20 protein-coding genes and 3 tRNA genes are annotated in these 20,708 nt (G+C 44.3%); 11 read left to right on the forward strand and 12 right to left on the reverse strand.

Going from position 1 to position 20,708, the window contains the following annotated elements; genetic code table 11:
* The first annotated feature begins 77 nt into the window (after positions 1–77).
* Entirely contained in the window at positions 78–1,748 is a 1,671-nt protein-coding gene (locus L1286_RS20790; RefSeq protein ID WP_235408931.1) for a S41 family peptidase, read from the forward strand.
* Here the strand turns inward: L1286_RS20790 and L1286_RS20795 are convergent.
* The 5 genes from L1286_RS20795 to speA all read right to left on the reverse strand — a co-directional run bounded on the left by L1286_RS20795 (position 1,697) and on the right by speA (position 7,811).
* A complete protein-coding gene (locus L1286_RS20795) occupies positions 1,697–2,521 on the reverse strand; it encodes a substrate-binding periplasmic protein (protein ID WP_235408932.1) in 825 nt (274 codons plus the stop codon). The two genes, L1286_RS20790 and L1286_RS20795, sit on opposite strands and share 52 nt — an antisense overlap.
* 266 nt (positions 2,522–2,787) lie before the next feature.
* Positions 2,788–3,963, reverse strand: a complete 1,176-nt coding sequence (locus tag L1286_RS20800; RefSeq protein ID WP_235408934.1) for a mechanosensitive ion channel family protein — start codon at positions 3,961–3,963, stop codon at positions 2,788–2,790.
* On the reverse strand, positions 3,960–4,877 hold the full coding sequence (locus L1286_RS20805; RefSeq protein WP_235408935.1) for an acetyltransferase: 918 nt from the start codon (positions 4,875–4,877) through the stop codon (positions 3,960–3,962). The genes L1286_RS20800 and L1286_RS20805 overlap by 4 nt, the downstream gene beginning before the upstream one ends.
* A 54-nt stretch (positions 4,878–4,931) precedes the next feature.
* Complete coding sequence (locus tag L1286_RS20810; RefSeq protein WP_235408936.1) at positions 4,932–5,810, reverse strand: acyltransferase; 879 nt, start codon at positions 5,808–5,810, stop codon at positions 4,932–4,934.
* 120 nt (positions 5,811–5,930) lie between these two features.
* Positions 5,931–7,811, reverse strand: coding sequence for a biosynthetic arginine decarboxylase (gene speA / locus L1286_RS20815; RefSeq protein ID WP_235408938.1), 1,881 nt, complete (start codon positions 7,809–7,811; stop codon positions 5,931–5,933).
* Between the two features lie 219 nt (positions 7,812–8,030).
* Between speA and speE the strand changes: the two genes are divergently transcribed.
* Positions 8,031–8,891 (forward strand): polyamine aminopropyltransferase, encoded by an 861-nt coding sequence (speE, locus tag L1286_RS20820; RefSeq protein ID WP_235408939.1) that lies wholly within the window; start codon positions 8,031–8,033, stop codon positions 8,889–8,891.
* A 67-nt stretch (positions 8,892–8,958) separates the two neighbouring features.
* On the opposite strand, the gene hemE is transcribed toward speE, so the two are convergent.
* The gene (gene hemE / locus L1286_RS20825) at positions 8,959–10,026 is read right to left on the reverse strand and encodes a uroporphyrinogen decarboxylase (RefSeq protein ID WP_235408940.1); all 1,068 of its coding nucleotides are present in this window, start codon (positions 10,024–10,026) and stop codon (positions 8,959–8,961) included.
* Positions 10,027–10,704: 678 nt separating this feature from the next.
* On the opposite strand from hemE, the gene rsd reads away from it, so the two are divergent.
* Complete coding sequence (gene rsd, locus L1286_RS20830) at positions 10,705–11,175, forward strand: sigma D regulator (RefSeq protein WP_235408941.1); 471 nt, start codon at positions 10,705–10,707, stop codon at positions 11,173–11,175.
* 45 nt (positions 11,176–11,220) lie between these two features.
* Here the strand turns inward: rsd and fkpA are convergent, their stop codons facing one another.
* A complete protein-coding gene (fkpA, locus tag L1286_RS20835) occupies positions 11,221–11,976 on the reverse strand; it encodes an FKBP-type peptidyl-prolyl cis-trans isomerase (RefSeq protein ID WP_235408943.1) in 756 nt (251 codons plus the stop codon).
* Positions 11,977–12,251: 275 nt separating this feature from the next.
* Here fkpA and L1286_RS20840 point away from each other — a divergent pair, with 275 nt between their 5' ends.
* Together L1286_RS20840 and L1286_RS20845 are read left to right on the forward strand one after the other, a co-directional pair.
* Positions 12,252–13,250: a WD40 repeat domain-containing protein gene (locus L1286_RS20840; protein ID WP_235408944.1), complete on the forward strand. Its 999-nt coding sequence runs from the start codon at positions 12,252–12,254 to the stop codon at positions 13,248–13,250.
* Positions 13,250–13,462 (forward strand): SlyX family protein, encoded by a 213-nt coding sequence (locus tag L1286_RS20845; protein WP_235408945.1) that lies wholly within the window; start codon positions 13,250–13,252, stop codon positions 13,460–13,462. The genes L1286_RS20840 and L1286_RS20845 overlap by 1 nt, the downstream gene beginning before the upstream one ends.
* 44 nt (positions 13,463–13,506) lie before the next feature.
* Here the strand turns inward: L1286_RS20845 and L1286_RS20850 are convergent, their stop codons facing one another.
* Positions 13,507–13,707, reverse strand: a complete 201-nt coding sequence (locus L1286_RS20850) for a YheV family putative zinc ribbon protein (protein WP_023401300.1) — start codon at positions 13,705–13,707, stop codon at positions 13,507–13,509.
* A gap of 123 nt (positions 13,708–13,830) precedes the next feature.
* Between L1286_RS20850 and L1286_RS20855 the strand changes: the two genes are divergently transcribed.
* The 6 genes from L1286_RS20855 (at position 13,831) to L1286_RS20880 (ending at position 19,170) form a co-directional block, all read left to right on the forward strand.
* On the forward strand, positions 13,831–15,753 hold the full coding sequence (locus tag L1286_RS20855) for an ATP-binding cassette domain-containing protein (protein WP_235408947.1): 1,923 nt from the start codon (positions 13,831–13,833) through the stop codon (positions 15,751–15,753).
* The gene (locus L1286_RS20860; protein WP_235408948.1) at positions 15,747–16,193 is read left to right on the forward strand and encodes a TIGR02444 family protein; all 447 of its coding nucleotides are present in this window, start codon (positions 15,747–15,749) and stop codon (positions 16,191–16,193) included. Before L1286_RS20855 ends, L1286_RS20860 begins: the two co-directional genes overlap by 7 nt.
* 119 nt (positions 16,194–16,312) lie before the next feature.
* On the forward strand, positions 16,313–16,453 hold the full coding sequence (locus L1286_RS20865; protein WP_235408950.1) for a hypothetical protein: 141 nt from the start codon (positions 16,313–16,315) through the stop codon (positions 16,451–16,453).
* Positions 16,454–16,655: 202 nt separating this feature from the next.
* A complete protein-coding gene (locus L1286_RS20870; RefSeq protein WP_235408952.1) occupies positions 16,656–17,636 on the forward strand; it encodes a hydrolase in 981 nt (326 codons plus the stop codon).
* Between the two features lie 8 nt (positions 17,637–17,644).
* Entirely contained in the window at positions 17,645–17,899 is a 255-nt protein-coding gene (locus tag L1286_RS20875; protein WP_235408953.1) for a YheU family protein, read from the forward strand.
* A gap of 86 nt (positions 17,900–17,985) precedes the next feature.
* Positions 17,986–19,170: a dipeptidase gene (locus L1286_RS20880; RefSeq protein WP_235408954.1), complete on the forward strand. Its 1,185-nt coding sequence runs from the start codon at positions 17,986–17,988 to the stop codon at positions 19,168–19,170.
* A gap of 184 nt (positions 19,171–19,354) precedes the next feature.
* Here the strand turns inward: L1286_RS20880 and L1286_RS20885 are convergent.
* The 4 genes from L1286_RS20885 to cysQ form a co-directional block, all read right to left on the reverse strand.
* Positions 19,355–19,431: transfer RNA gene (locus tag L1286_RS20885), tRNA-Met, on the reverse strand.
* A gap of 44 nt (positions 19,432–19,475) precedes the next feature.
* A tRNA-Met gene (locus tag L1286_RS20890) sits at positions 19,476–19,552 on the reverse strand.
* Between the two features lie 44 nt (positions 19,553–19,596).
* Positions 19,597–19,673 (reverse strand) — tRNA-Met (locus tag L1286_RS20895).
* 242 nt (positions 19,674–19,915) lie between these two features.
* Positions 19,916–20,707, reverse strand: coding sequence for a 3'(2'),5'-bisphosphate nucleotidase CysQ (gene cysQ, locus L1286_RS20900; protein ID WP_235408955.1), 792 nt, complete (start codon positions 20,705–20,707; stop codon positions 19,916–19,918).
* Position 20,708: the final 1 nt, after the last annotated feature.

The following is a 20,708-nucleotide window of genomic DNA, read 5'->3' on the forward strand; positions in this document are numbered from 1 at the left end:
AGTCCATTTAACCCGCACTCTGTAGACTCAATATCACTCTTATTAAACGCTATCCACACAACAAGGGATTGATGATAATGCGGCAAACTTTAGGGCTTATTTCAACGATAGCCGCGGCGTTTATGCTCCTGAGCGGCTGCCAAGACAATCAAGATCACCGCTCTGATTTACAACGTTCAGCTGGTTTTTGGCACAAACCTGCGTATGGTGAAGCACTCAATATCACCATGAATCGAGTGATCCATTACCAGTATAATCGTTATGGCTGCATTCAAACATCTGAGCGGAATCACACATCCACGACCACACAAATAGACCCCGTCGCGCTATCCAAAACAAAAAGGTTACGGATAGCGCGCAAAGGACAAGTTTACCCACACTACTACACGCAACTCCCAATATTGCCACAGCAATGCCAAAATCCGATTACGATTTCGAGCGCCGTGGCACCCAGTGTGGTATTTGAATACTTTTGGCACACTTTTAACGATTACTACGCATTTTTTTCCATTCGAGAGGTTAACTGGCAGGCACAATACGACCGCTATCGGCCAAAGATTAACGACAGCATGTCAGATGACGCACTCTTTGACATACTTGCCGAGATGGTTGCCCCATTACAGGATATGCATGTCACGCTGTCTTCTTCTCACAAGGATTATGTCTCCACGAAACCAGTCTCTATCTTCGATGCCATTTTACAAGAGGGGGATGGGTATACCTATCAAGGTGAAAAACAGACCTTATCAAGTAGACTCATACATTATCAAACGCAATTGCAGCGTATCAGTCAGCACTACATCACCTCTGATTCTCTAAACACCTTACCTCAAGACAGCGACAGCGCCACCGCAATTTGGGGTAAAACAGCCTCGAATATCGGTATCCTGGTATTAAATAATATGGAGACATATACCACAAATCCCCATGCCGACGAGCAGCAACATCTTGACGCAGCCCATGAGATGATGGTGAGCGTAATGGCTGCACTCAAAGACAGCGACGCCATGATTATTGACATTCGATATAATACAGGGGGAGGTGATGCCATAGCTTTAGCGATAGCGGGTTACTTCGCCGACCGTGATTTATTGGCATTTAACAAACAAGCTATCAACCAAACTGGTCGGGGTATTCCAATACGCCAAAAGCTCTCCCCACATCGCAGTGCCTATACAAAGCCTGTTTATCTACTTACCAGTCAACTCACAGTCAGCGCAGCGGAAGTCTTTACAATGGCAATGGATCAACTAGCACATGTCACTAAAGTAGGTGAGGAGACCGCGGGGTCCCTGTCAGATGCATTAAAGTTCACACTCCCAAATGGTTGGCAATTTAGTTTATCCAATGAAGTGTATCGCAATGCACAGGGCGACATGTTTGAGCATATTGGCTTTACGCCCGATCATCATGTACCTGCATTCAACCACGATGATATGAAAATGAGGCGCTTCGAAACCTATGATTTTGTTTTGAACACACAAAATAAATCATCTATGGCTAAGCGTCAATTACCAGCATCTGGCAACCTTAACAAGGTGACTGTGAATATCATGTCGCAAGGACACACGGTCTATAGCCAAGGCTTTTCAAGTGCGACACAAAACCCATTCAAGGCAGAGGCTCCACTTTACTTGACTTACCTAGATGAATGCGATGATAGCCGGTGTATATCGACTAACACACACCTCACCCATCAATATGGTGAGAATGATGCTGAAGATGACTTAGGCGAATCAATAAGGTGAGATGGAATTTTAGGCAAGTGGTATGGTGCGACTAATTTATCTAAGGTCTTATCTCTCGCCATTTCAAACATTTGCTTTGAGATAAGCGCGCCAAGTTCTGATTTCGCAAAGTCTGCACTCATAGCCATATAACCATAAATTTCCTGCGTATGGCGGTATGTCATTTTTTTCAGCTTATGCGTGGGTTGTTCCAGTACACCCATCGCAACATCGGCAGTATCTTCTACTGCGATGACTAGGTCCACGCGCCCTTTTAGAACCAAATCGACTGCGACCCGCTCTGAAGGTACAGCCACTTTGTTCAAGCTTTGATCTTTGTCGAACTTAGGGAAAAATGCGCCGCCACGCATCACAGCGATACGCTTACCTTGTAGGTCTTCGTAGCTGTTTACTTCAATACCGCTGCGCTCCGTGCCATAAAATACAAACGAAGACGATAGTACCATGTATGGAGGTTCAACAAATGACATGATTTTTTGGCGCTCAGAGGTCTTAATTAAACCGCCCATCACATCGACTTTACCCTTGCTGAGCAACCTGACACATCGAGAAAATGGACAAGGTACGGCATTAATTTTGTACTTCTGCTCACTGGTTAATTGTGCATAGCGCAGAATATCAAGGATTAAGCCTTGAGAGCGACTATCATCACTTAGGCGACTATAAGGTGGGGCATGGTCAACGGCAACATGCACTACTTTTTCAACCGCTTGGTTTTGTGCACTATATATTAATACCAAAAAGCTCAGTATGAGCACGGTATAAAACTTCATTCAATCACCTACTCAAAAACCACGCGCATAAAAATGCAAAATACTCAGCTCCCCTGCAAAACCACTGAATTATTCCAAACTATAAAGAACTATAACATATATTATTGCCACAGAAACGCCATAACAAAATACAATCTCTGTCGATACCATACCATAAGCATAGAATAGAGACTCACCATTTTTAATGCATTGCCAGCAGATATGTGGGTCTCAGCGCGCATTTACCTAAAAAAAAACACAGAGACTACCATTGCGTGAAGATTGAATTATTGACTTTGAGAACTAATCACCTGATAGGGACGAAGTTCAAATTCGGCCATTAAAACCAGCATTTGATCTAAAATATCGGCCTGTAAATGTTCATAGTTCACCCAACTTTTGTCTTTGCTAAAGCAGTAAAACTCTACGGGTAACCCGTGCTGTGTCGGCGAGAGCTCTCTCACCATACACGTACACAGGGTATTAATCTCAACACGCTGTTTCAGCACCCACTCAGCATATTTACGATACAAGGTTAAATTACTGCACTGCTCTGGCAAACACATCGTGCTAAGTCCCGTAAATTTGTTTTTGTAATCCGTTAACTGCTGCCCGTCCAGTAGTACGACACTGTGCATATCAATTGCGATAGCCCGCTTTATTCTGCGCCCTGGAGACTCCTGCATCGCACGCCAATTTTTAAAAGAGTCTGAAATTAACGCATAAGTGGGGATCGTGGTAACCGTATTATCCCAGTTGCGTACACGTACGGTATTCAGCCCCAGATCAATCACTTCACCATCGGCACCAAAGGTATCAACTTGGATCCAATCACCCGTTGCCACCAGACGATTAGCGGCAATTTGAATACTAGCCACCAAGCCCAAAATCGTATCTTTAAATACCAACAAGGTAACTGCCGCTATCGCACCAAAACCAGACAAAATATAGGTCGGTGATTTATCGACCATAGTACTGACTACCAACACACCGGTAATAATAAAAATCACCAGTTTGGTGACTTGGACAATGCCCTTTATTGGTACATCCTTGGCGAATTTTTGTTGTTGGTAAATCGCGTGGGCGATATTGATAAATGAACTGACCAAAAAGCCAAAGGCGATGATGAGAATAACCTGTGCAGCGACCTTAAGCTGAATCATTACCCAATCAGGCGCTATGAACATATGTTTGTGAATGATGACGAATAAGATGCTACAAATTAGCAAGGCAACTCGACCACTCAACTTACTTAATTGCGGTGCTAAGAATGAAATTTTGGCCTGTGAAAAATTAGCAACCAATTGTTTGACTTTGGGTACCAAAGCCAATTTTATCCCAGCGAATACAACAACTAATAATCCAAACGACACGCAGTTGGTCAGCACAGCTAAAATTGCGGGGTGGATGTCCGCGTTGCCAAATAATGACACGATAAAGTCTTGCACATGCCCGGTATTCATAGCTGCCCAGCCTCCTCCTCATAGTCGTAATTCGCGCTGCGATAATCTTCTTCAATGACAGCAATTCTTCGCGACTTTTCAGACCATAGTTGATTCATATAAGCTTGGAATTGAATCCGATATTGTTTATCCAGTTGATAATCACCAAGCGGGAGCTGTGTCAGAGGCGTAAATTCAATTTCCACGCTTACTGCGGTCAGTTTGCCCATCATAAATGCTCTGCAAATATGCTTTTGCGCACTGTGATATACCAACACCGTATTGAGTAAGCCGTCGATTTGCGCGCTTAACACATCCAACGCGAAAGCTGTCCCACCCGCCTTGGGTTTTAACAGGTTTGGATAGGGGCTAGATTGGCGATGTCGTTTGCCCTGAGTAAAGCGTGTGCCCTCAGCAAAATTAATCACCGTTGTAGGATGATGCCTGAAATTTTGGCAACTTTGTTTTGTTCGTTCAACATCCATGCGCTTAAGCTTTGGATTCTTGGCAACAGCGGACTTACTGGCGCGCTTCATAAATGGCATATCAAGCGCCCACGCACCCGTGCCAATTAACGGCACATACTTCAGTTCATCTTTAAGGAAGAATTTTGGTGCTGGTAACACCTCTTGGGCACTGAGAACCACAATGTCTAGCCAGCTAATATGATTTGAAATCAATAAATACCAGCCATTTACAGACACCTCATTCGGCATAGTCACATGTAAAGTGACGCCGCCCAATTGCAGCCCAATGCGGTTTCCGACACACCACTTACGATATGCCCTGTGCAATAGTGATGAGAGCAACTTGATACGCAGCGCCCATTTAAGTAAGCCCAAGATTAGTATAATCAAGCCCCAAAAAACAGTATTAAGCACCAACCAAAGTGCGCCAATGGCGCCACAAATCCAATTAGGTAGCATGTTTCTCATCGTCTTGTTTGTTCCTTTACGCAGGCTTTACGTTACCACTTGGCACAGAGAATACTATTCAGCTGTTTCGACCAAACACTCAATACGCTCATCTTTTTCTAACCATAAACGATTGAGCTCCCCCTGAAATTGCACCCTAAACTCATTGTCACGACTGTAGTCTCCCACCAGCTTTTCACTCACTGGCATCAGCTCTACCTGAACGTGTATTTCACCCACCTTGCCAGCCACAAAATCCAAAAATGTGGGGACGCCATTTGGATAGTAGATGGTGACGTTCACAACTTGGTTGATTTGCTCACCCATTGCTTGCATCACAAACGCAATGCCGCCAGCTTTTGGCTTTAATAAATGTTTGAATGGGCTTTTTTGCCGTTGGTGTTTCTCTTCTGTAAACCGAGTCCCTTCAACAAAGTTTACAATACTTACCGGCATCGTTTTAAATTTCTCACATGCTTTGCGTGTGGTTTCAATGTCTTTACCTTTGAGCTTAGGGTTTTTCTTAATTTGACTTTTGCTTGTACGCGTCATAAAGGGAAAGTCCAGTGCCCACCAAGCCAACCCCAAAAAAGGCACATACAGTAACTCTTTCTTCAAGAAAAAGTTCAAAAACGGAATTTTGCGATGAAGTACGCGTTGCAACACTAAAATATCTACCCAACTTTGGTGATTAGCGATCACCAAATACCAATCTTTCTCTGTGAGAGACTCCGTACCGGTCACTTTTAATTGATACGGCGAGATACCTTGTTGGTTGATGTTGTTACACGCTACCCACATGCTGGCACATGCTTTGGCTAATTTGCTAAATAGCCGCTGCAATGCAGGAATAGGGAGCAACTTCAACACCCCACATACAAAAATTGGTACAAACCAAACTAATGTATTGAGAACATATAAACACAACCCTAGGACTTGACGGACTAATGACATGCAAAGTTCCTTTACTACTTTTATTCGACTTAACTACCCCAACTCACAGCACAACGATGTACGGTGAATTGAGGTATCATACGCGCTTTCCTACTCAGAAAAAATCAGAGCAGTACTTATTTAATCTTCAAAATAGGTGTAGCCCGTGAGGCCCGCTTGAAGTTCTTGCAAATAGGCTTCTTTCGTTTGCTGTGATGTAGGTAGCGCTTGCACTATTTGGCCAAAGTTGTTTATTAATTGCGTTTTGTCATAGTGGACAAAACGCAAGACATCCTCAACGCAGTCTCCTTTCAGGGCATTGGTCAGCTTATACCCTTGCCCATCTAGCTCCACGTGCACCGAATCGGTATCCCCAAACAGGTTATGTAAGTCACCCAAAATTTCTTGGTATGCCCCCACCATAAACATCGCCAAGTGATACTGTTGTCCATGCTGATATGGCGGCATAGGTAAACTAGACTCTATGCCTGCCCCCTCTACATAGTCTCGTATCTGACCATCTGAGTCGCAGGTTATATCTTGAATAATAGCTCTTTGCGTCAGCGGCTTATCCAAATCACTGATTGGCATCACAGGGAATAGCTGTTCAATGCCCCATACATCAGGTAGCGATTGGAATAAGGAAAAGTTCACAAACAATTTGTCTGCCAATTTCTCATTTAAGTCATCCAGCACTTCACGGTGGGCTCTAGACTGACCGCTCAAGCTATCTCGCACGCTGCGTAAGATAGTAAAGTATAAACGCTCTATCTGTGCCCATTGCTGCATACTCAGCAAACCATGGACGTATTGATCATGCGCATCGCCAAATAAATGCATGGCATCGTGGTAGGTTTCTAGTGCCAACCTTGGTGTTAAACGCAATAGTGCCCCTTTTAGTTCCTGTACAAGGTGGTGCTCATCGCCGCTCAACTGGCTATCCAATTCATCGCTCGGGGCAGTCTCAATATCAATGACATCCGTAATCAAAACGGCATGATGTGCCGTCAGTGCGCGGCCCGACTCGGTTATAATATCAGGATGAGGCAAGCCGTGTTGCTCAGCCACCTCAGCAAACGCATTGACCACGTTTCTAGCATACTCACCGACGGTATAATTCATTGAACATGCGCTGCGTGACCCAGATCCTTCGTAGTCAACACCCAATCCACCACCAACATCAACAGTTTTAAGCGGTACCCCAAGCTGTGTAAGCTCTGCATAATGTCGAGCACATTCTCGCAGTGCACGTTGAATGTCTCTAATATTGGCAATTTGAGAGCCAATATGAAAGTGCACTAACTGCATCAAATGTAATTTATTATGCTGTCGTAATGTCTCTACAGCATCCAGTACTTGCCCTGCTGTTAGACCAAACTTGCCTTTTTCACCACCGGTATTTTGCCACTTCCCTTTGCCGATAGAATTGAGTCGAATACGAATACCAATTGAAGGCTCGATCTGTAGGTCATCGATTTCTTTGATCAGTGCGTCTAGTTCTGACAGTTTTTCAACCACAATGTGAACTTGATGCCCCATGGCTTGACCAATTAGTGCAAGACGCAAAAACTCTCGATCTTTGTACCCGTTACAAACAATCGTGATGGGCGTACTCGCAAGCCCTAATATCGCCATAAGTTCCGGTTTAGAGCCGGCTTCTAAGCCAACTAAACCACTTGGATGACTCAATAACTTACTCACTACAGAGCGTTGTTGATTCACTTTTATCGGATAGACACAGGTATATTTACCTAAGTATTGTTTCTGTGTACGTGCTTGGGTAAAAGCGTCCGTTAAGGTATCGACTCGATTTTGTAGGATGTCCGTGAAACGTACAAGTACAGGTAAAGTTAGCCCCTGCTCTTTGAAGCGCTCTGTTAACTCAGACAGGGAAATGGGCAATTTACTGCGATCACCATCGGGAAAAGCAACTAATGCCCCCCTGTCGTCAATATCAAAATAACCATCACTCCAATGCGCTACATTATATGTTTCACGTGCGGTTTCAACTCCCCACTTCATCTGCATCTCAACTATAAAAAACTCAATATTGTGCTCATTTTAATACGCATACCCTTGTTTAGCGATAGTCAATTTAAGCTTTTATTCCGATTCCAATCGCTCCTGTAAGATAACCGTTTTGCGCGCAGACAAACTGACGGCTTTCTACTAAAATAGATTGAGCAAATTAGTCGGCGCTGGCAAAATTGCGCCAAGTTATAACTCAATGTGAAGGCAAAAATGTCTAATTTAGAAGCAAACCGTTGGTTTACAGAGATAAGTGACCGTGATGGCAGCGCTTTTTCTTTGCGAATAAACAAAAAGCTCGATGAAGTACAATCTCCGTTTCAAAAAGTAGAAATGTATGAGACCACTGATTTTGGCAACCTTATGATTATTGACGGTTGTACGATGGTAAGCACACGTGAAAACTTTTTCTACCACGAAATGATGAGCCACCCAGCTCTATTTGCGCATCCTGCACCGAAGAATGTCGTCATCATCGGTGGTGGTGACTGCGGTACATTACGAGAAGTATTAAAGCACCCTGATGTTGAGTCAGTAACACAAATCGATATTGATGAAGTCGTTACGCAAATGTCTTTGAAGTATTTCCCGGAGCTCTGTGCATCTAACGACGACCCACGCGCAACCGTTATGTTTGATGACGGCATAAAATTTATGCGTGAAGCAGCTGCCAACTCTATCGATATCATTATTGTAGATGGCACCGATCCAGTAGGTCCTGGCGAAGGCTTGTTCAATCATGCTTTCTATACAAGTTGCTTAGCAGCACTGCGTGAAGGGGGAATCTTAATCCAACAAAGTGAGTCTCCATTGATGCATATGCCACTGCTAAAAGAAATGCGTCAAGCGATGAAAGATGTTGGTTTTGCAGATTTACAAACGTTACCTTTCCCACAACCCATTTATCCAAGTGGTTTATGGTCTGCAACCTTGGCGCGAAAAGGCGAAGTCTTTAACGGCTTTAGAGAGCAAGACGCCGACGCAGCGACATTTAATACCGAATATTACAACACAGGTATTCATAACGGTGCTTTGGCAACACCTCACTTTATGCGCCGCGCCTTTGAGGAATAAAGCACAGCGCTTAAAACGAAAAAAACCCAAGTAAGGCTTACTTGGGTTTTTTATCGTGTCGCCTTAATCACTTCTGATGATATTGGCGGCTGAATTCATGGACCGCATTGATGAACACACCCGCATTTTCAGGGTCCACATCCGGCGTTATTCCATGACCTAGATTAAATACATGGCCATTGCCTTCACCAAAGCCAGCTAAAATTGACTGCACTTCTTCCCGGATTCGTTCTGGCGTGCCATGTAACATTGCAGGGTCCATATTGCCTTGAAGTGCGACTTTATCACCTACGCGACGCTTCGCATCTGCAATATCAATCGTCCAATCTAGACCAATCGCGTCACACCCCGTTGCCGCAATAGACTCAATCCATTGTCCCCCATTCTTTGTGAATAGCGTAACCGGTACTTTGCGTCCATCGTGGTCACGGATCAGGCCATCAACAATCTTGTGCATGTACTGCAATGAAAACTCTTTGTAGTCACGCGGGCTCAATACCCCACCCCAAGAATCGAATACCATTAAAGATTGCGCGCCCGCTTTTACCTGAGCATTTAGATAATCAATGACCGAGTCAGCCACTTTATCTAGCAGCAAGTGAAGTGTTTTCGGTTCAGCAAACGCCATTTTCTTTATTTTACCGAAGGTCTTACTGCTACCGCCTTCAATCATATAAGTGGCCAGGGTCCACGGTGAACCAGAGAAACCAATTAATGGGACTTCACCTTTCAATTCTCGACGAATGGTGCTGACAGCATTCATGACATAGCCAAGATCATCGTTTGGGTCAAGCTTTGGTAGCTTTTGTACATCTGCTAATGACGAGATTGGACGCTCAAACTTTGGCCCTTCCCCTGTTTCAAAGTAAAGCCCCAGCCCCATTGCATCTGGGATTGTCAAAATATCACTGAATAGAATCGCTGCATCAAGTGGGTAACGACGCAATGGCTGTAGCGTTACTTCACACGCTAACTCTGCATTTTTGCATAGGCTCATAAAGTCACCAGCTTGAGCTCGTGTAGCTCTGTATTCAGGGAGGTATCGGCCCGCTTGGCGCATCATCCATACAGGTGTAACATCAACCGGCTGCTGCTGCAACGCGCGTAAGTAACGATCATTTTTCAACTCGCTCATAGCGTTATTCAATTCCAGTGCTGTAAAAATTGCTCGAATTGTATCACCTTATGGCCACGGTCCCTAGTTGTTCACTCCTGAAAATAACCGCAATATGATCCAGATTAACAATCACACTCGTTCATTGTGTAACACTCATTGTGCAACGCCACAGCTTTGTTATATCTGTCGCTAAATTTAAATAGCTTACGAATCATGCTTGTATACGATCATTTACAAAAAACTCGGTACATGCATTTGCACCTTATGAGAAACCTTGCTATAAAATGGCTGCGCAAAACAACAACAATAAACACCTTCTAATAAGAACAAGCGAATAGCTAAACTGCATTCGACCACCCTAGGGTGGTTTTTTTGTTTGTGCCTCTCACGACACTTTTTCAAAGCCTTTGTTAGTTAATACTTAATTAGAATTATTAACAACCACACTCAGTAAACCCAGCAAGGGTACAAATGAAAGAAATTCCCTCCTTTTTGCAAAAAGTGGTTGATCTTTTCATCAGTTTTCCTTTTCATAGAAGGCAAGATAACGTATTCGGTAGTACCAAATTGTGGCCTTTATTTGGGTCCATACCTGAGTCAGGTTAATGCGTCCCATAAACACAATGTGTTCTTTGCAAAAATGCAATTTGGTCATTGCAGGGCCTAATAACAAAACGACCCGCTAAGGAGATAACTATGCTTTCACGGTTAGAACAAGCCCAACAAAAATGGGGAGGGAGCCATAGTGTAATCGACAATTGGCTTATGGAACGTCAAGAGCTTTTGCTACTTTACTATAAAGTCGCAGGCCTATCTCCTTTCGAAAACAGTGATAACGCACTACCTGAACAAGTTCAAATCCAATCCTTTTGCCAAATTCTAATGGATTACCTGTCAGCTGGGCACTTTGAGATTTATGACAATATTGTCGCTGCATGCAAGGAAAAGGGACCTGAGAGCTTGAAGCTCGCACGCTCTATCTACCCAAGAATCACAGCATCCACTGATTTGGCGTTGGACTTCAACGACAAGTACGCCGAAGCCAATTCTGACAACGAATTAGATGGGTTTGATAAAGACCTCTCGACGTTAGGTGAGGCGCTTGAACAGCGTTTTGCATTAGAAGATGAACTAATCGATAACCTCTTTTCAAATCACAGCGATTAAGCCATTAAAAAAGGGCCCTTAGGGGCCCTTTTTTAATGCTGCAAATTACTCTGCAGGCTTTTCTTTATCTTCTTGAATTTCTAGCAGCTCAACTTCAAAAATAAGCGTTGAGTTTGCTGGAATTTTACCAAGATTACGCTCGCCGTAACCTAGCTCTGAAGGAATAGTGAATTTAAATTTAGAACCAACAGGCATCAACTGTAGACCTTCAGTCCAACCAGCGATAACTTGGTTTAGTGGGAAAGTAGCAGGTTGGTTACGAGAATATGAGCTATCAAATTCAGAACCATCTAATAACGTACCTTTGTAATGCACTTGTACGATATCCGTTGCAACTGGTTTTTTGCCTTCACCAGTTGAAAGTACTTCATACTGAAGGCCTGATTCAGTTACCGTTACGCCATCTTTTTTAGCATTTTCAGCAAGGTACTTTTGCCCTTCTTCTTTATTTTTCTTAGCGTCAGCTTCAGCTTTAGCAGTTTGCTTCTCGCGCACTGATGTGTCTAGTGCCGTCAATACTTCACGAATTTTCTCGTCATCTAATTTTGCATTGCCAGCTAACGCGTCTTTGAAACCACGCATCAATAGCTCTTGGTCAAGTGCAATACCCAACGCTTGTTTGTCAGCCAGATCTTTTTGTAAGAAGTTACCCACTGATGCACCAATGCCGTATGCTTGTTGCTGAATCTCAGTTTCTAGTTTTACTTCTTCGACCTTTGCAGTTTCCTGCGCTTTTTGGTTACAAGCAGTTAATGCAAGTACTGACGCTGCAATTAAAGACAGCTTAATAGTTTGTTTCATTTTATTCTCTCCGACATCCGAGCAGCTAGAAACCAATGTTGCTCTCTAACCTCATTGTCTTGTTAAATAATTATTAATATAAAAAAGGTGATGTCACATTATCACTCATTGCCGTCAAAGCCAAGAATCTCACCATGACAACCTGCCCACCGGAAATATCGGTGCGATAGACGACATTAGTTCCCTGATACGCTAATATCAGGTTTGTGGGCCAATCAATTTTACCACTAGTCTACTCGGTGAAAATCATAGAGTTAAGGGGAAATACCGAATTTATGGCCAAATTTTTAAAAATGCACCAACTACTTTTAAGCTGCGCGCTTCTCACCGCACTTACGGGTTGTTCACCCGACAGCTCAAAGGCCCATTTAACCGTGGAACACGCCGCCAGAGGTGCATTTGCAGCTGCTATTTCACACGATGGCCGTTACAGTTTAGTGTCATCTGTCGAGCATGGTGTGGTTTTATGGGATAATCAAGCCCATGGACTCCAATACCAATGGACACACTCAGACCAACCTGACGACTTGGTCCACTCACTCGCCATCGCACACGACAATTCAACGGCGGTGACCGCAGCCAGTAATCGATTTGCCCTATGGCGCCTATCTGACGGCAACAATATTGGCTATTATCAGATAGATACAGGCACCATTAGAGACATTGCTGTCAGTAACAACGGCCGTTATGTGTTATATGGACGCAGTGACAATGTGGTTGTGCATCTGGACTTAGATAGCGGAAGACGCTTAGAGTTCCTTGGACACCAAGAAAAAATTAACAGCATTGCCTTATCGCCTAACGGTCATTTTGCACTGACCGGGGCGAATGACTACAGCGCTTACTTTTGGGATACGCGTACTGGGCAAGTTTTACATCGCTTCAATCACCCGAGTCGCGTCACAAAAGTTGCTCTCGATCCACAAGGACGTTACGCATTTACCGCCGATAGCATGAAAAAAGCCAGCATCTGGCAGCTTACCTCGGGTGATCTTGTCGCGCAATTACAGTATATTGCTCGCCAGAAAATATTCAGTGCTGTGCGCTTTAATCAGCAAGGTGACCTACTTGCAACTGGCTCACCTAACCGTCAGCTTACATTATGGCGAGTCAGTGATGGAGCCAAATTAGATACTTGGCTCGTCAAACCCCGCGAAGGAAGCAGACCAAAATCAGCCGTTGTGTTTGATGTTGCATTTGCAAAACGAGACGCACTGCTTGTGACAGAAAGCTCCAGTGGCTTAATGGAACAATTCGAAAGAGTAAAAGAGTAATGACAGAATTAGAAAACCGGGTGGTTGAACTTGAAGCAAAAGTTGCGTTTCAAGAAGACACAATAGAAACGCTCAATGACGAACTGAAAGTCCATCAGTCTCGACTGGCGACCATGCAACATCAAATTAAGCTTTTGGCACAAAAAATAAATGATGGAAAAGACAGTAATATGATGCCGATCGAGCAGGAGCCACCACCACCCCATTATTAATGGCTCGATGGGGTGCGCTTACGCTATTGCGCATCCCTCCATGCTCACTGGGGCTTAAACACACCAATCACCTGCTCAAACTGACGGGTTGATGCCTGTACAGCTTCTTCTGGCTGTGTCATTGAATGGCCACATGCAACGCACTCTACTTTTTCTACATCATGTTCTTTGTACAACATCATAACATCCATTTTGTTACATGCTGGACATGACGCACCCGCGATAAACCGCTTTTTCGTTCTCACAATACTACCCCGCCTTCTCTGTGAAAGGGTTATTTTATATTAGTTCAACGCGCTTTGATACGCTTGTCGTCGAGTATTAGATCCATGTTATCATGCAGTCAGAAGATTTAAGCTGAGCACATTATGATCCAACTTTCTGATATTGAACTGTTACGCGGTGGAAAAACACTCCTAAAAAATGCCAATGCAACCTTATTTCCTCAACATAAAGTAGGTTTGGTTGGTGCCAATGGCTGTGGAAAGTCCTCCTTGTTTGCTTTATTAAAATCGCAATTACACGCAGATGCCGGTGATTTTCAGATCCCAAAAGATTGGTCCATTGCGTCTGTAAAACAAGAAACGCCAGCGCTCTCTATATCAGCGCTCGAATATGTACTGCAAGGCCATGAGCAGTATTATCAGCTACGCGATGCTTTGCGAACCGCAGAGACCAGTGGCGATGGAGAAACGCAGGCCAAAATCCATCAACAACTCGAGTTAGTTGGCGGATATGGCATTGAAGCCAAAGCGGGCGAGTTGCTGCACGGCTTAGGCTTTAGCAATACGCAACTCGACTTTGCTGTCAGCGAATTTTCGGGTGGTTGGCGTATGCGTCTAAACTTAGCACAAGCCCTGATCAGAGATGCTGACCTTTTGCTGCTGGACGAACCGACGAACCACTTAGATCTCGATGCTGTTTATTGGCTAGAGCGTTTTTTGAAAGCGTATCAGGGTACACTGGTATTGATATCTCACGATAGGGAGTTTTTAGATGCCGTAATCGATCAGATATGGCATATAGATCAGCAGTGCATTAATGTATATAAAGGCCATTACTCGCAGTTCGAGCGCCAAAAAGCTGAGCGTATGGCACAACAACAAGCAATGTATGACAAGCAACAAGAAACCATTGCACACTTAGAAAAGTTCATCACACGCTTTAAGGCCAAAGCCAGTAAAGCCAAGCAGGCACAGAGCCGTGTTAAAGCGTTGGAGCGAATGGAAAAGCTGGCACCGGCACATGCAGACTCCCCTTTTAGCTTTGAATTTAAAAACCCTGAACATATTCCAAACCCACTGATGACCTTAGATCAAGCCCAAGCGGGTTATGGTGATATCACCATTTTACACCAAATAAAATTAAACCTCGTGCCTGGCAGCAGAATCGCATTATTGGGTAGAAATGGCGCGGGTAAGTCGACCCTAATCAAACTGCTGGCAGGTGATATAACGCCTCAGGCGGGAGAAGTATTTCAACATCAAGGGTTGAAAGTCGGCTATTTTGCTCAGCATCAACTCGAGTCGTTGGATCTACATGCCAGTGCCATTACCCATTTGCAGCGTTTAGACCCTCAAGCATCAGAACAATCCCTCAGAGACTTCCTCGGCGGTTTTGCTTTTCATGGTGACAAAGCACTCGACCCCGTTGCCCCTTTTTCTGGTGGTGAAAAAGCCCGCTTAGTACTGGCGATGTTAGTTTATCAACAACCCAATCTGCTGTTACTGGATGAGCCAACCAACCACCTAGATTTAGAAATGCGTCATGCCTTGGTGATGGCGTTGCAAGGCTTTGAAGGTGCCATGGTGACCGTCTCTCACGATCGCCATATGCTGAAAAACACTGCTGATGAATATTACTTGGTTGATAATGGGACGGTCAGCGCATTTGGCTATGATCTGGATGAATATTACCAATGGTTGCTCAACGCAAATAAAGAAGCAAAACAAAAACCTGATGTCGAAGAAAAGGCGCACTCCAGCGTTAATCGTAAAGAACAAAAGCGCTTGGAAGCCGAATTTAGAAAGTCTATACAACCTCTGAAAAAGTCTATCGACAAACTTGAGAAGTCACTGGATAAACTGACCAATGCACTCGCCGAAGTAGAGAGTCAACTTGCCGACAATACATTGTATGAGGCCGAAAACAAGGCCAAACTGACCGAACTATTGGCCCAGCAAGCAACATTGACACCTGAACTCAATGATGTCGAAGAAGCTTTGCTGATGGCACTTGAGGAGCTAGAAGAGAAAGAAAGCCAATTCGCTGAAAGCGGCACCATATGCTAAACCACGACCAGTTTTGGCACTATGCATGCCAGCTATACAGAAATAAGCCTATGGAGGAAGTGCTGTTGCACTTCCAAGATGCGCATAACAAGAACGTCAATTTATGCCTGCTACTGGATTATATGGCGGTGCTCAATAAGCAGCTGTCGCTCGCCGACGTCAATGCATTGGAACAACGTGCCGAACAGCTCGATGCGCAGCTACTGTCGCCCTATCGTACTATTCGCCGAACGTTAAAAGACGCCCACAGTCACTACCCTAGCTATACATCCGCACGCGCTTGTCTGCTAAAAGCAGAGCTGGAACTAGAAAAGTTGCAACAACATTATTTAGTTGAATACGCAAACGCCTGTTCAACCACCCACACCCCCCATGCCAATAACCTTGCACTATACTTGCCAGAGTCCCTTGTGCAGCGGTTTCTCAGCGCTAAATCATGATCAAGATCAAGCGTCAATACGAGTCAATATCGGTTAATTTATAAACTTGATCTCGATCATAACGATCATGGCGGTGCTCCTCTACTATTAATTCATCGACAAATTGAGGAGACACAGCCATGAACGTATTCTTTAGAGATTTCTTTACCGACCCCGTGTTGTATTTATCGTTTGGCATACTTGGGATCGTGATCGCGCTGTGCATCTACTATGTTTACTACTTTGTTAAAAAGGTCAATGAAGCTGAAATACCTGAGTAAACACATGTAGGTCGAAAAGATTGTTAAGCAAATTTAGTTCCCGTTTCAAGAATTAAGCACGACGCACAAAGCACCTTATCAGCTCAGCTGGTCGGGTGCTTTTTATTTTCAGCATCACTATTTCGTACCGTTAATTATCTTTTATGTTCAGCTTTGATACACTGGCAAAGTTAAAGAGTTAGCAAGAGAATTTTTCTGATTTATGTCACAACAGCTTGATCTTACTTTTAGACCAGCTTGGTGGATGCGTAACCGTCACGCACAAACCATACTGCCGAGGGCATTTAGACCCAGACTTAAAGCCAATGTCCATTATGAGCACCTTCAGACACCTGATGATGACTTTCTTGAATTGGCCTGGGCTAAAAATGGTAATAAACAGGCCCCATTAGTCATTGTCTTACATGGGTTAGAAGGCAACATCAATAGTTTTTATGCCAAAGGCATGTTGCGTGCGCTGGCCAGTACAGGGCTAGATGCCGTACTGATGCATTTTCGCAATTGCTCACGAGAAGTAAACAAGCAACCTCGCGCCTATCACAGCGGAGAAACTCAAGATCTGGGTTTTTTGATTAACACATTGAAACAACGCTTTCCCGATCGAGCACTGTTTGCCGTCGGCTTCTCTTTGGGGGGCAATGTGCTCGCCAAATACTTAGGGGAACGAGGCCAAAGCAGTGGCTTACAGGGCGCAGCGGTGATTTCAGCACCTTATCACCTTTCTTCGTCTTGTCAGGTGATCCGCAAAAGTTGCTTTAAGCTATATCAAAAGTATTTACTCGATAGAATGAAGCACTCTTTTTCACGGAAGTTGGATCAAATCGCCGGTAAGATCCAGTTGGATGCACAACAGTTGTCAAACATTCATGATCTCTGGCAATTTGACGATCAAGTCACAGCACCATTGCATGGCTTTAAAGGGGCCGAAGATTATTATGCACAAGCTAGCTCGCAACCTTATTTAAGCCTCATAGAAACTCCGACATTGTTGATCCATGCTGAAGATGATCCGATGCTATCCAAACAAACAGTGCCAACGCCCAATCACATCAGCAAACATGTTCAACTTGCGGTATCTCAACGAGGTGGACACGTGGGCTTTATAGCCGGCAGCAACCCTTTAAAACCCATTTACTGGCTTGAACACGTCGTTCCTGCCTATATTCATTCTCTAATCAGGTAGTGACCTTTATGCTGATCCCTTACCAACAAATAGACCCAACCACTTTAGTGCGCCTTATTGAACATTATGTGTTACGCGAAGGTACTGACTATGGAGACAATGAAGTGACCACGCAACAAAAAGTTGCACAGGTCAAATCACAATTGCAAAGTGGTGACGCCCTCATTGTATTTTCCGAATTGCACGAATCCGTAAACATCGTCAGTAAGGCCCAATTCCAAGCGATGCAAAACGAAGACTATCAATCTGAACCAATTTACTAATACGGTGCGAGAAAGGCGCTTTAAAGATTGAGCCTTTATGATTAGTTGTTACAATCAAAATTCACAATCATAATAAAGGCGCAAAAATGAAGTTAAGCTCAGCTCTGTGTGTTCTCGCATTAGCGGTTTCCCCTGTTCATGCCAAAGAATACTCCGCATCGGAACGTGCCATTCGTTTGGCTCAAGAAAACCTCCTTATCGATACCCATATTGACGTCCCTTACCGCATCAATGAAAAATGGGATGATGTATCAAAAGCAACCAAAGGCGGTGACTTTGACTACCCTCGCGCGATGAAAGGAGGGCTGAATGCGCCTTTTATGTCGATTTATATCCCTGCCAATTTGGAGTTTGAAGGTCAAGGTGAAAGCTATCAGCTCGCCAACCAGCTTATCGACGGCATGGAAGCATTGGCACAACGTGCGCCACATAAGTTCGCCATGGCCTACAGCACGAAGGATATTGAAGCGCAGTTTGATAAAGGCTTAATGTCTATTGCTATGGGCATGGAGAATGGCTCACCCATTGAGGGAAGCCTAGAAAACCTCAAACACTTTTTTGACCGTGGTGTGCGTTATATCACCCTTGCTCACTCACAGAGCAACCATATCTCCGACTCTTCGTATGATGTGCGCAGAAAGTGGAAAGGATTGAGCCCTTTTGGTAAGCAGCTCGTTGTAGAGATGAACAAAATCGGTATGCTTATCGACGTCTCGCACATTTCTGATGCCGCATTCTATCAGGTGATGGCAGTCTCAAAAGTACCCGTTATAGCCTCCCATTCATCTCTTCGGAAATATACGCCTGGCTTTGAACGCAACATGGATGATGACATGTTATTGGCATTGAAAAAGAATGGCGGCGTAATCCAAATAAACTTTGGTTCCAGCTTTGTCACCAACTCATCTCGTACCTGGTACGACAAACGCAGTACAGAAGAAAAAGAAGCCACGAGCCGTGGTGCCAATAAAACCGATTTTCGCGCTGCTTATATCGCCAGAAACCCGTTCCCTTTCGCAACACTTGAGCAAGTACTCGATCATATCGACCACGTGGTGAAATTGATTGGGATCGAGCATGTAGGGATTGGCTCTGATTATGACGGCGTGGGCGACTCATTGCCAGTCGGCTTAAAAGACGTGTCTACTTACCCCAACCTTGTACAAGGTTTACTCGATAGAAACTACAGCGAAAAGGAAATAAAACTTATCCTGGGTGGCAACACGTTAAGAGTGTGGAAACAAGCTGAAGCGTATGCGGCAAAGTTTTAACTGGTTATTGGGTAAGCGACCGCTTGCCCATTACTCGTTGTATTGAAGCGTCCGTTAAAACAATTTTATACAGGTCAAAGCGAAAGTACACGCACAGCATTTGACTATGAAGTAAGCGATTAAAAGCGTCAAAGGAATAACAATAAGATAAATAAGAAAAGATAAATCAGAGTGATACAGAAATTGGTTGCGGGAGCCGGATTTGAACCGACGACCTTCGGGTTATGAGCCCGACGAGCTACCAGGCTGCTCCATCCCGCGCCTGTATCGTTAAGTTTGTTTTACTTCTTTCTCAACTAAGAAGTTGGTTGCGGGAGCCGGATTTGAACCGACGACCTTCGGGTTATGAGCCCGACGAGCTACCAGGCTGCTCCATCCCGCGCCTGTAATGTTAAGTGAGTTTTACTTCTTTCTTAACTAAGAAGTTGGTTGCGGGAGCCGGATTTGAACCGACGACCTTCGGGTTATGAGCCCGACGAGCTACCAGGCTGCTCCATCCCGCGCCTGTATACATCCTTAGATGCCACTTTAAGAAAGGGTTTTTTAAGCTCTTCCGTAAAGAGGTCGCTATAATATCTAAATTTATTTTTATTGCAAGGATTTGACGTAAAATAATTTGTTAAACGTATATAAAACAGACAAACTGGCCGATTAGTATATCAAAGTGTCATTTTACAGCGTTTACTTTGTGGTTTTCGGTGCTCCTTGGAATTACAAAATTTACAGAGCACCATTCAAATATGGCCTATCTCTGATGTGGGCTGATCAATTTCTGAAACTGCCAGTCAGGATGTCCCATGACAATGAAATCGGGGTTTTCTGTTGATTCACGTTGGTTATATGTCAGCGGATTGAATTCAGCGTCAGTGATACACCCTCCCGCTTCCTCTACAATGACCTGAGATGCCCCGGTATCCCACTCACCTGTTGGCCCTACGCGTAAGAAGCAATCGGCCTTACCCTCTGCAATAATACACGCTTTCAACGAGCAAGAGCCCAAAGCAATGGTGTCAAAATGACTGTTTAAATATTGACTGACTGCTTCGATTTTTTGTCTGCGACTCACCGCAAGCGTTAGCGTATCTGGCGGCGCGACAAAAATTTGTTGATCTTGACCATGCTCACGCTTGAACGCCCCATTTGCCTTTGTTGCAAAGTAAGTGATCCCCTTCGCAGGCCAGTGGATCACGCCGAGCACGGGTTGGTGGTTTTCGATCAAGGCAATATTCACTGCAAAATCACCACTTTCTAGAATAAATTCACCAGTGCCATCCATAGGATCCAACAACCAATAACGTTGCCAACTTTGACGCTGTGCAAGAGGTGGGATAGGGGTTTCTTCTGACATGATGGGAATATCGGGCGCAAGGCTTTTTAAGCCATTTAATAACACTTCATTGGCAGCAAGATCCGCTGCTGTGACAGGCGTATGATCTGACTTTTCTTGTTGACCAATATCATCTTGTTGGTAAATCGCCATGATCGCCTTACCCGCAAGTTGCGCCAACTCGATACAAGGCTCTAAGTAGGTTTGCAAT

Source organism: Pseudoalteromonas sp. SMS1 (assembly GCF_021530565.1).
Classification (GTDB): Bacteria; Pseudomonadota; Gammaproteobacteria; order Enterobacterales; family Alteromonadaceae; genus Pseudoalteromonas.

Excerpts from the sequence above, each read along its gene's own strand:
- L1286_RS20790 (WP_235408931.1), top strand. The coding sequence starts at position 78 with ATGCGGCAAACTTTAGGGCTTATTTCAACGATAGCCGCGGCGTTTATG.
- L1286_RS20795 (WP_235408932.1), bottom strand. The coding sequence starts at position 2,521 with ATGAAGTTTTATACCGTGCTCATACTGAGCTTTTTGGTATTAATATAT.
- L1286_RS20800 (WP_235408934.1), bottom strand. The coding sequence starts at position 3,963 with ATGAATACCGGGCATGTGCAAGACTTTATCGTGTCATTATTTGGCAAC.
- L1286_RS20805 (WP_235408935.1), bottom strand. The coding sequence starts at position 4,877 with ATGAGAAACATGCTACCTAATTGGATTTGTGGCGCCATTGGCGCACTT.
- L1286_RS20810 (WP_235408936.1), bottom strand. The coding sequence starts at position 5,810 with ATGTCATTAGTCCGTCAAGTCCTAGGGTTGTGTTTATATGTTCTCAAT.
- speA (WP_235408938.1), bottom strand. The coding sequence starts at position 7,811 with ATGAAGTGGGGAGTTGAAACCGCACGTGAAACATATAATGTAGCGCAT.
- speE (WP_235408939.1), top strand. The coding sequence starts at position 8,031 with ATGTCTAATTTAGAAGCAAACCGTTGGTTTACAGAGATAAGTGACCGT.
- hemE (WP_235408940.1), bottom strand. The coding sequence starts at position 10,026 with ATGAGCGAGTTGAAAAATGATCGTTACTTACGCGCGTTGCAGCAGCAG.
- rsd (WP_235408941.1), top strand. The coding sequence starts at position 10,705 with ATGCTTTCACGGTTAGAACAAGCCCAACAAAAATGGGGAGGGAGCCAT.
- fkpA (WP_235408943.1), bottom strand. The coding sequence starts at position 11,976 with ATGAAACAAACTATTAAGCTGTCTTTAATTGCAGCGTCAGTACTTGCA.
- L1286_RS20840 (WP_235408944.1), top strand. The coding sequence starts at position 12,252 with ATGGCCAAATTTTTAAAAATGCACCAACTACTTTTAAGCTGCGCGCTT.
- L1286_RS20845 (WP_235408945.1), top strand. The coding sequence starts at position 13,250 with ATGACAGAATTAGAAAACCGGGTGGTTGAACTTGAAGCAAAAGTTGCG.
- L1286_RS20855 (WP_235408947.1), top strand. The coding sequence starts at position 13,831 with ATGATCCAACTTTCTGATATTGAACTGTTACGCGGTGGAAAAACACTC.
- L1286_RS20860 (WP_235408948.1), top strand. The coding sequence starts at position 15,747 with ATGCTAAACCACGACCAGTTTTGGCACTATGCATGCCAGCTATACAGA.
- L1286_RS20865 (WP_235408950.1), top strand. The coding sequence starts at position 16,313 with ATGAACGTATTCTTTAGAGATTTCTTTACCGACCCCGTGTTGTATTTA.
- L1286_RS20870 (WP_235408952.1), top strand. The coding sequence starts at position 16,656 with ATGTCACAACAGCTTGATCTTACTTTTAGACCAGCTTGGTGGATGCGT.
- L1286_RS20875 (WP_235408953.1), top strand. The coding sequence starts at position 17,645 with ATGCTGATCCCTTACCAACAAATAGACCCAACCACTTTAGTGCGCCTT.
- L1286_RS20880 (WP_235408954.1), top strand. The coding sequence starts at position 17,986 with ATGAAGTTAAGCTCAGCTCTGTGTGTTCTCGCATTAGCGGTTTCCCCT.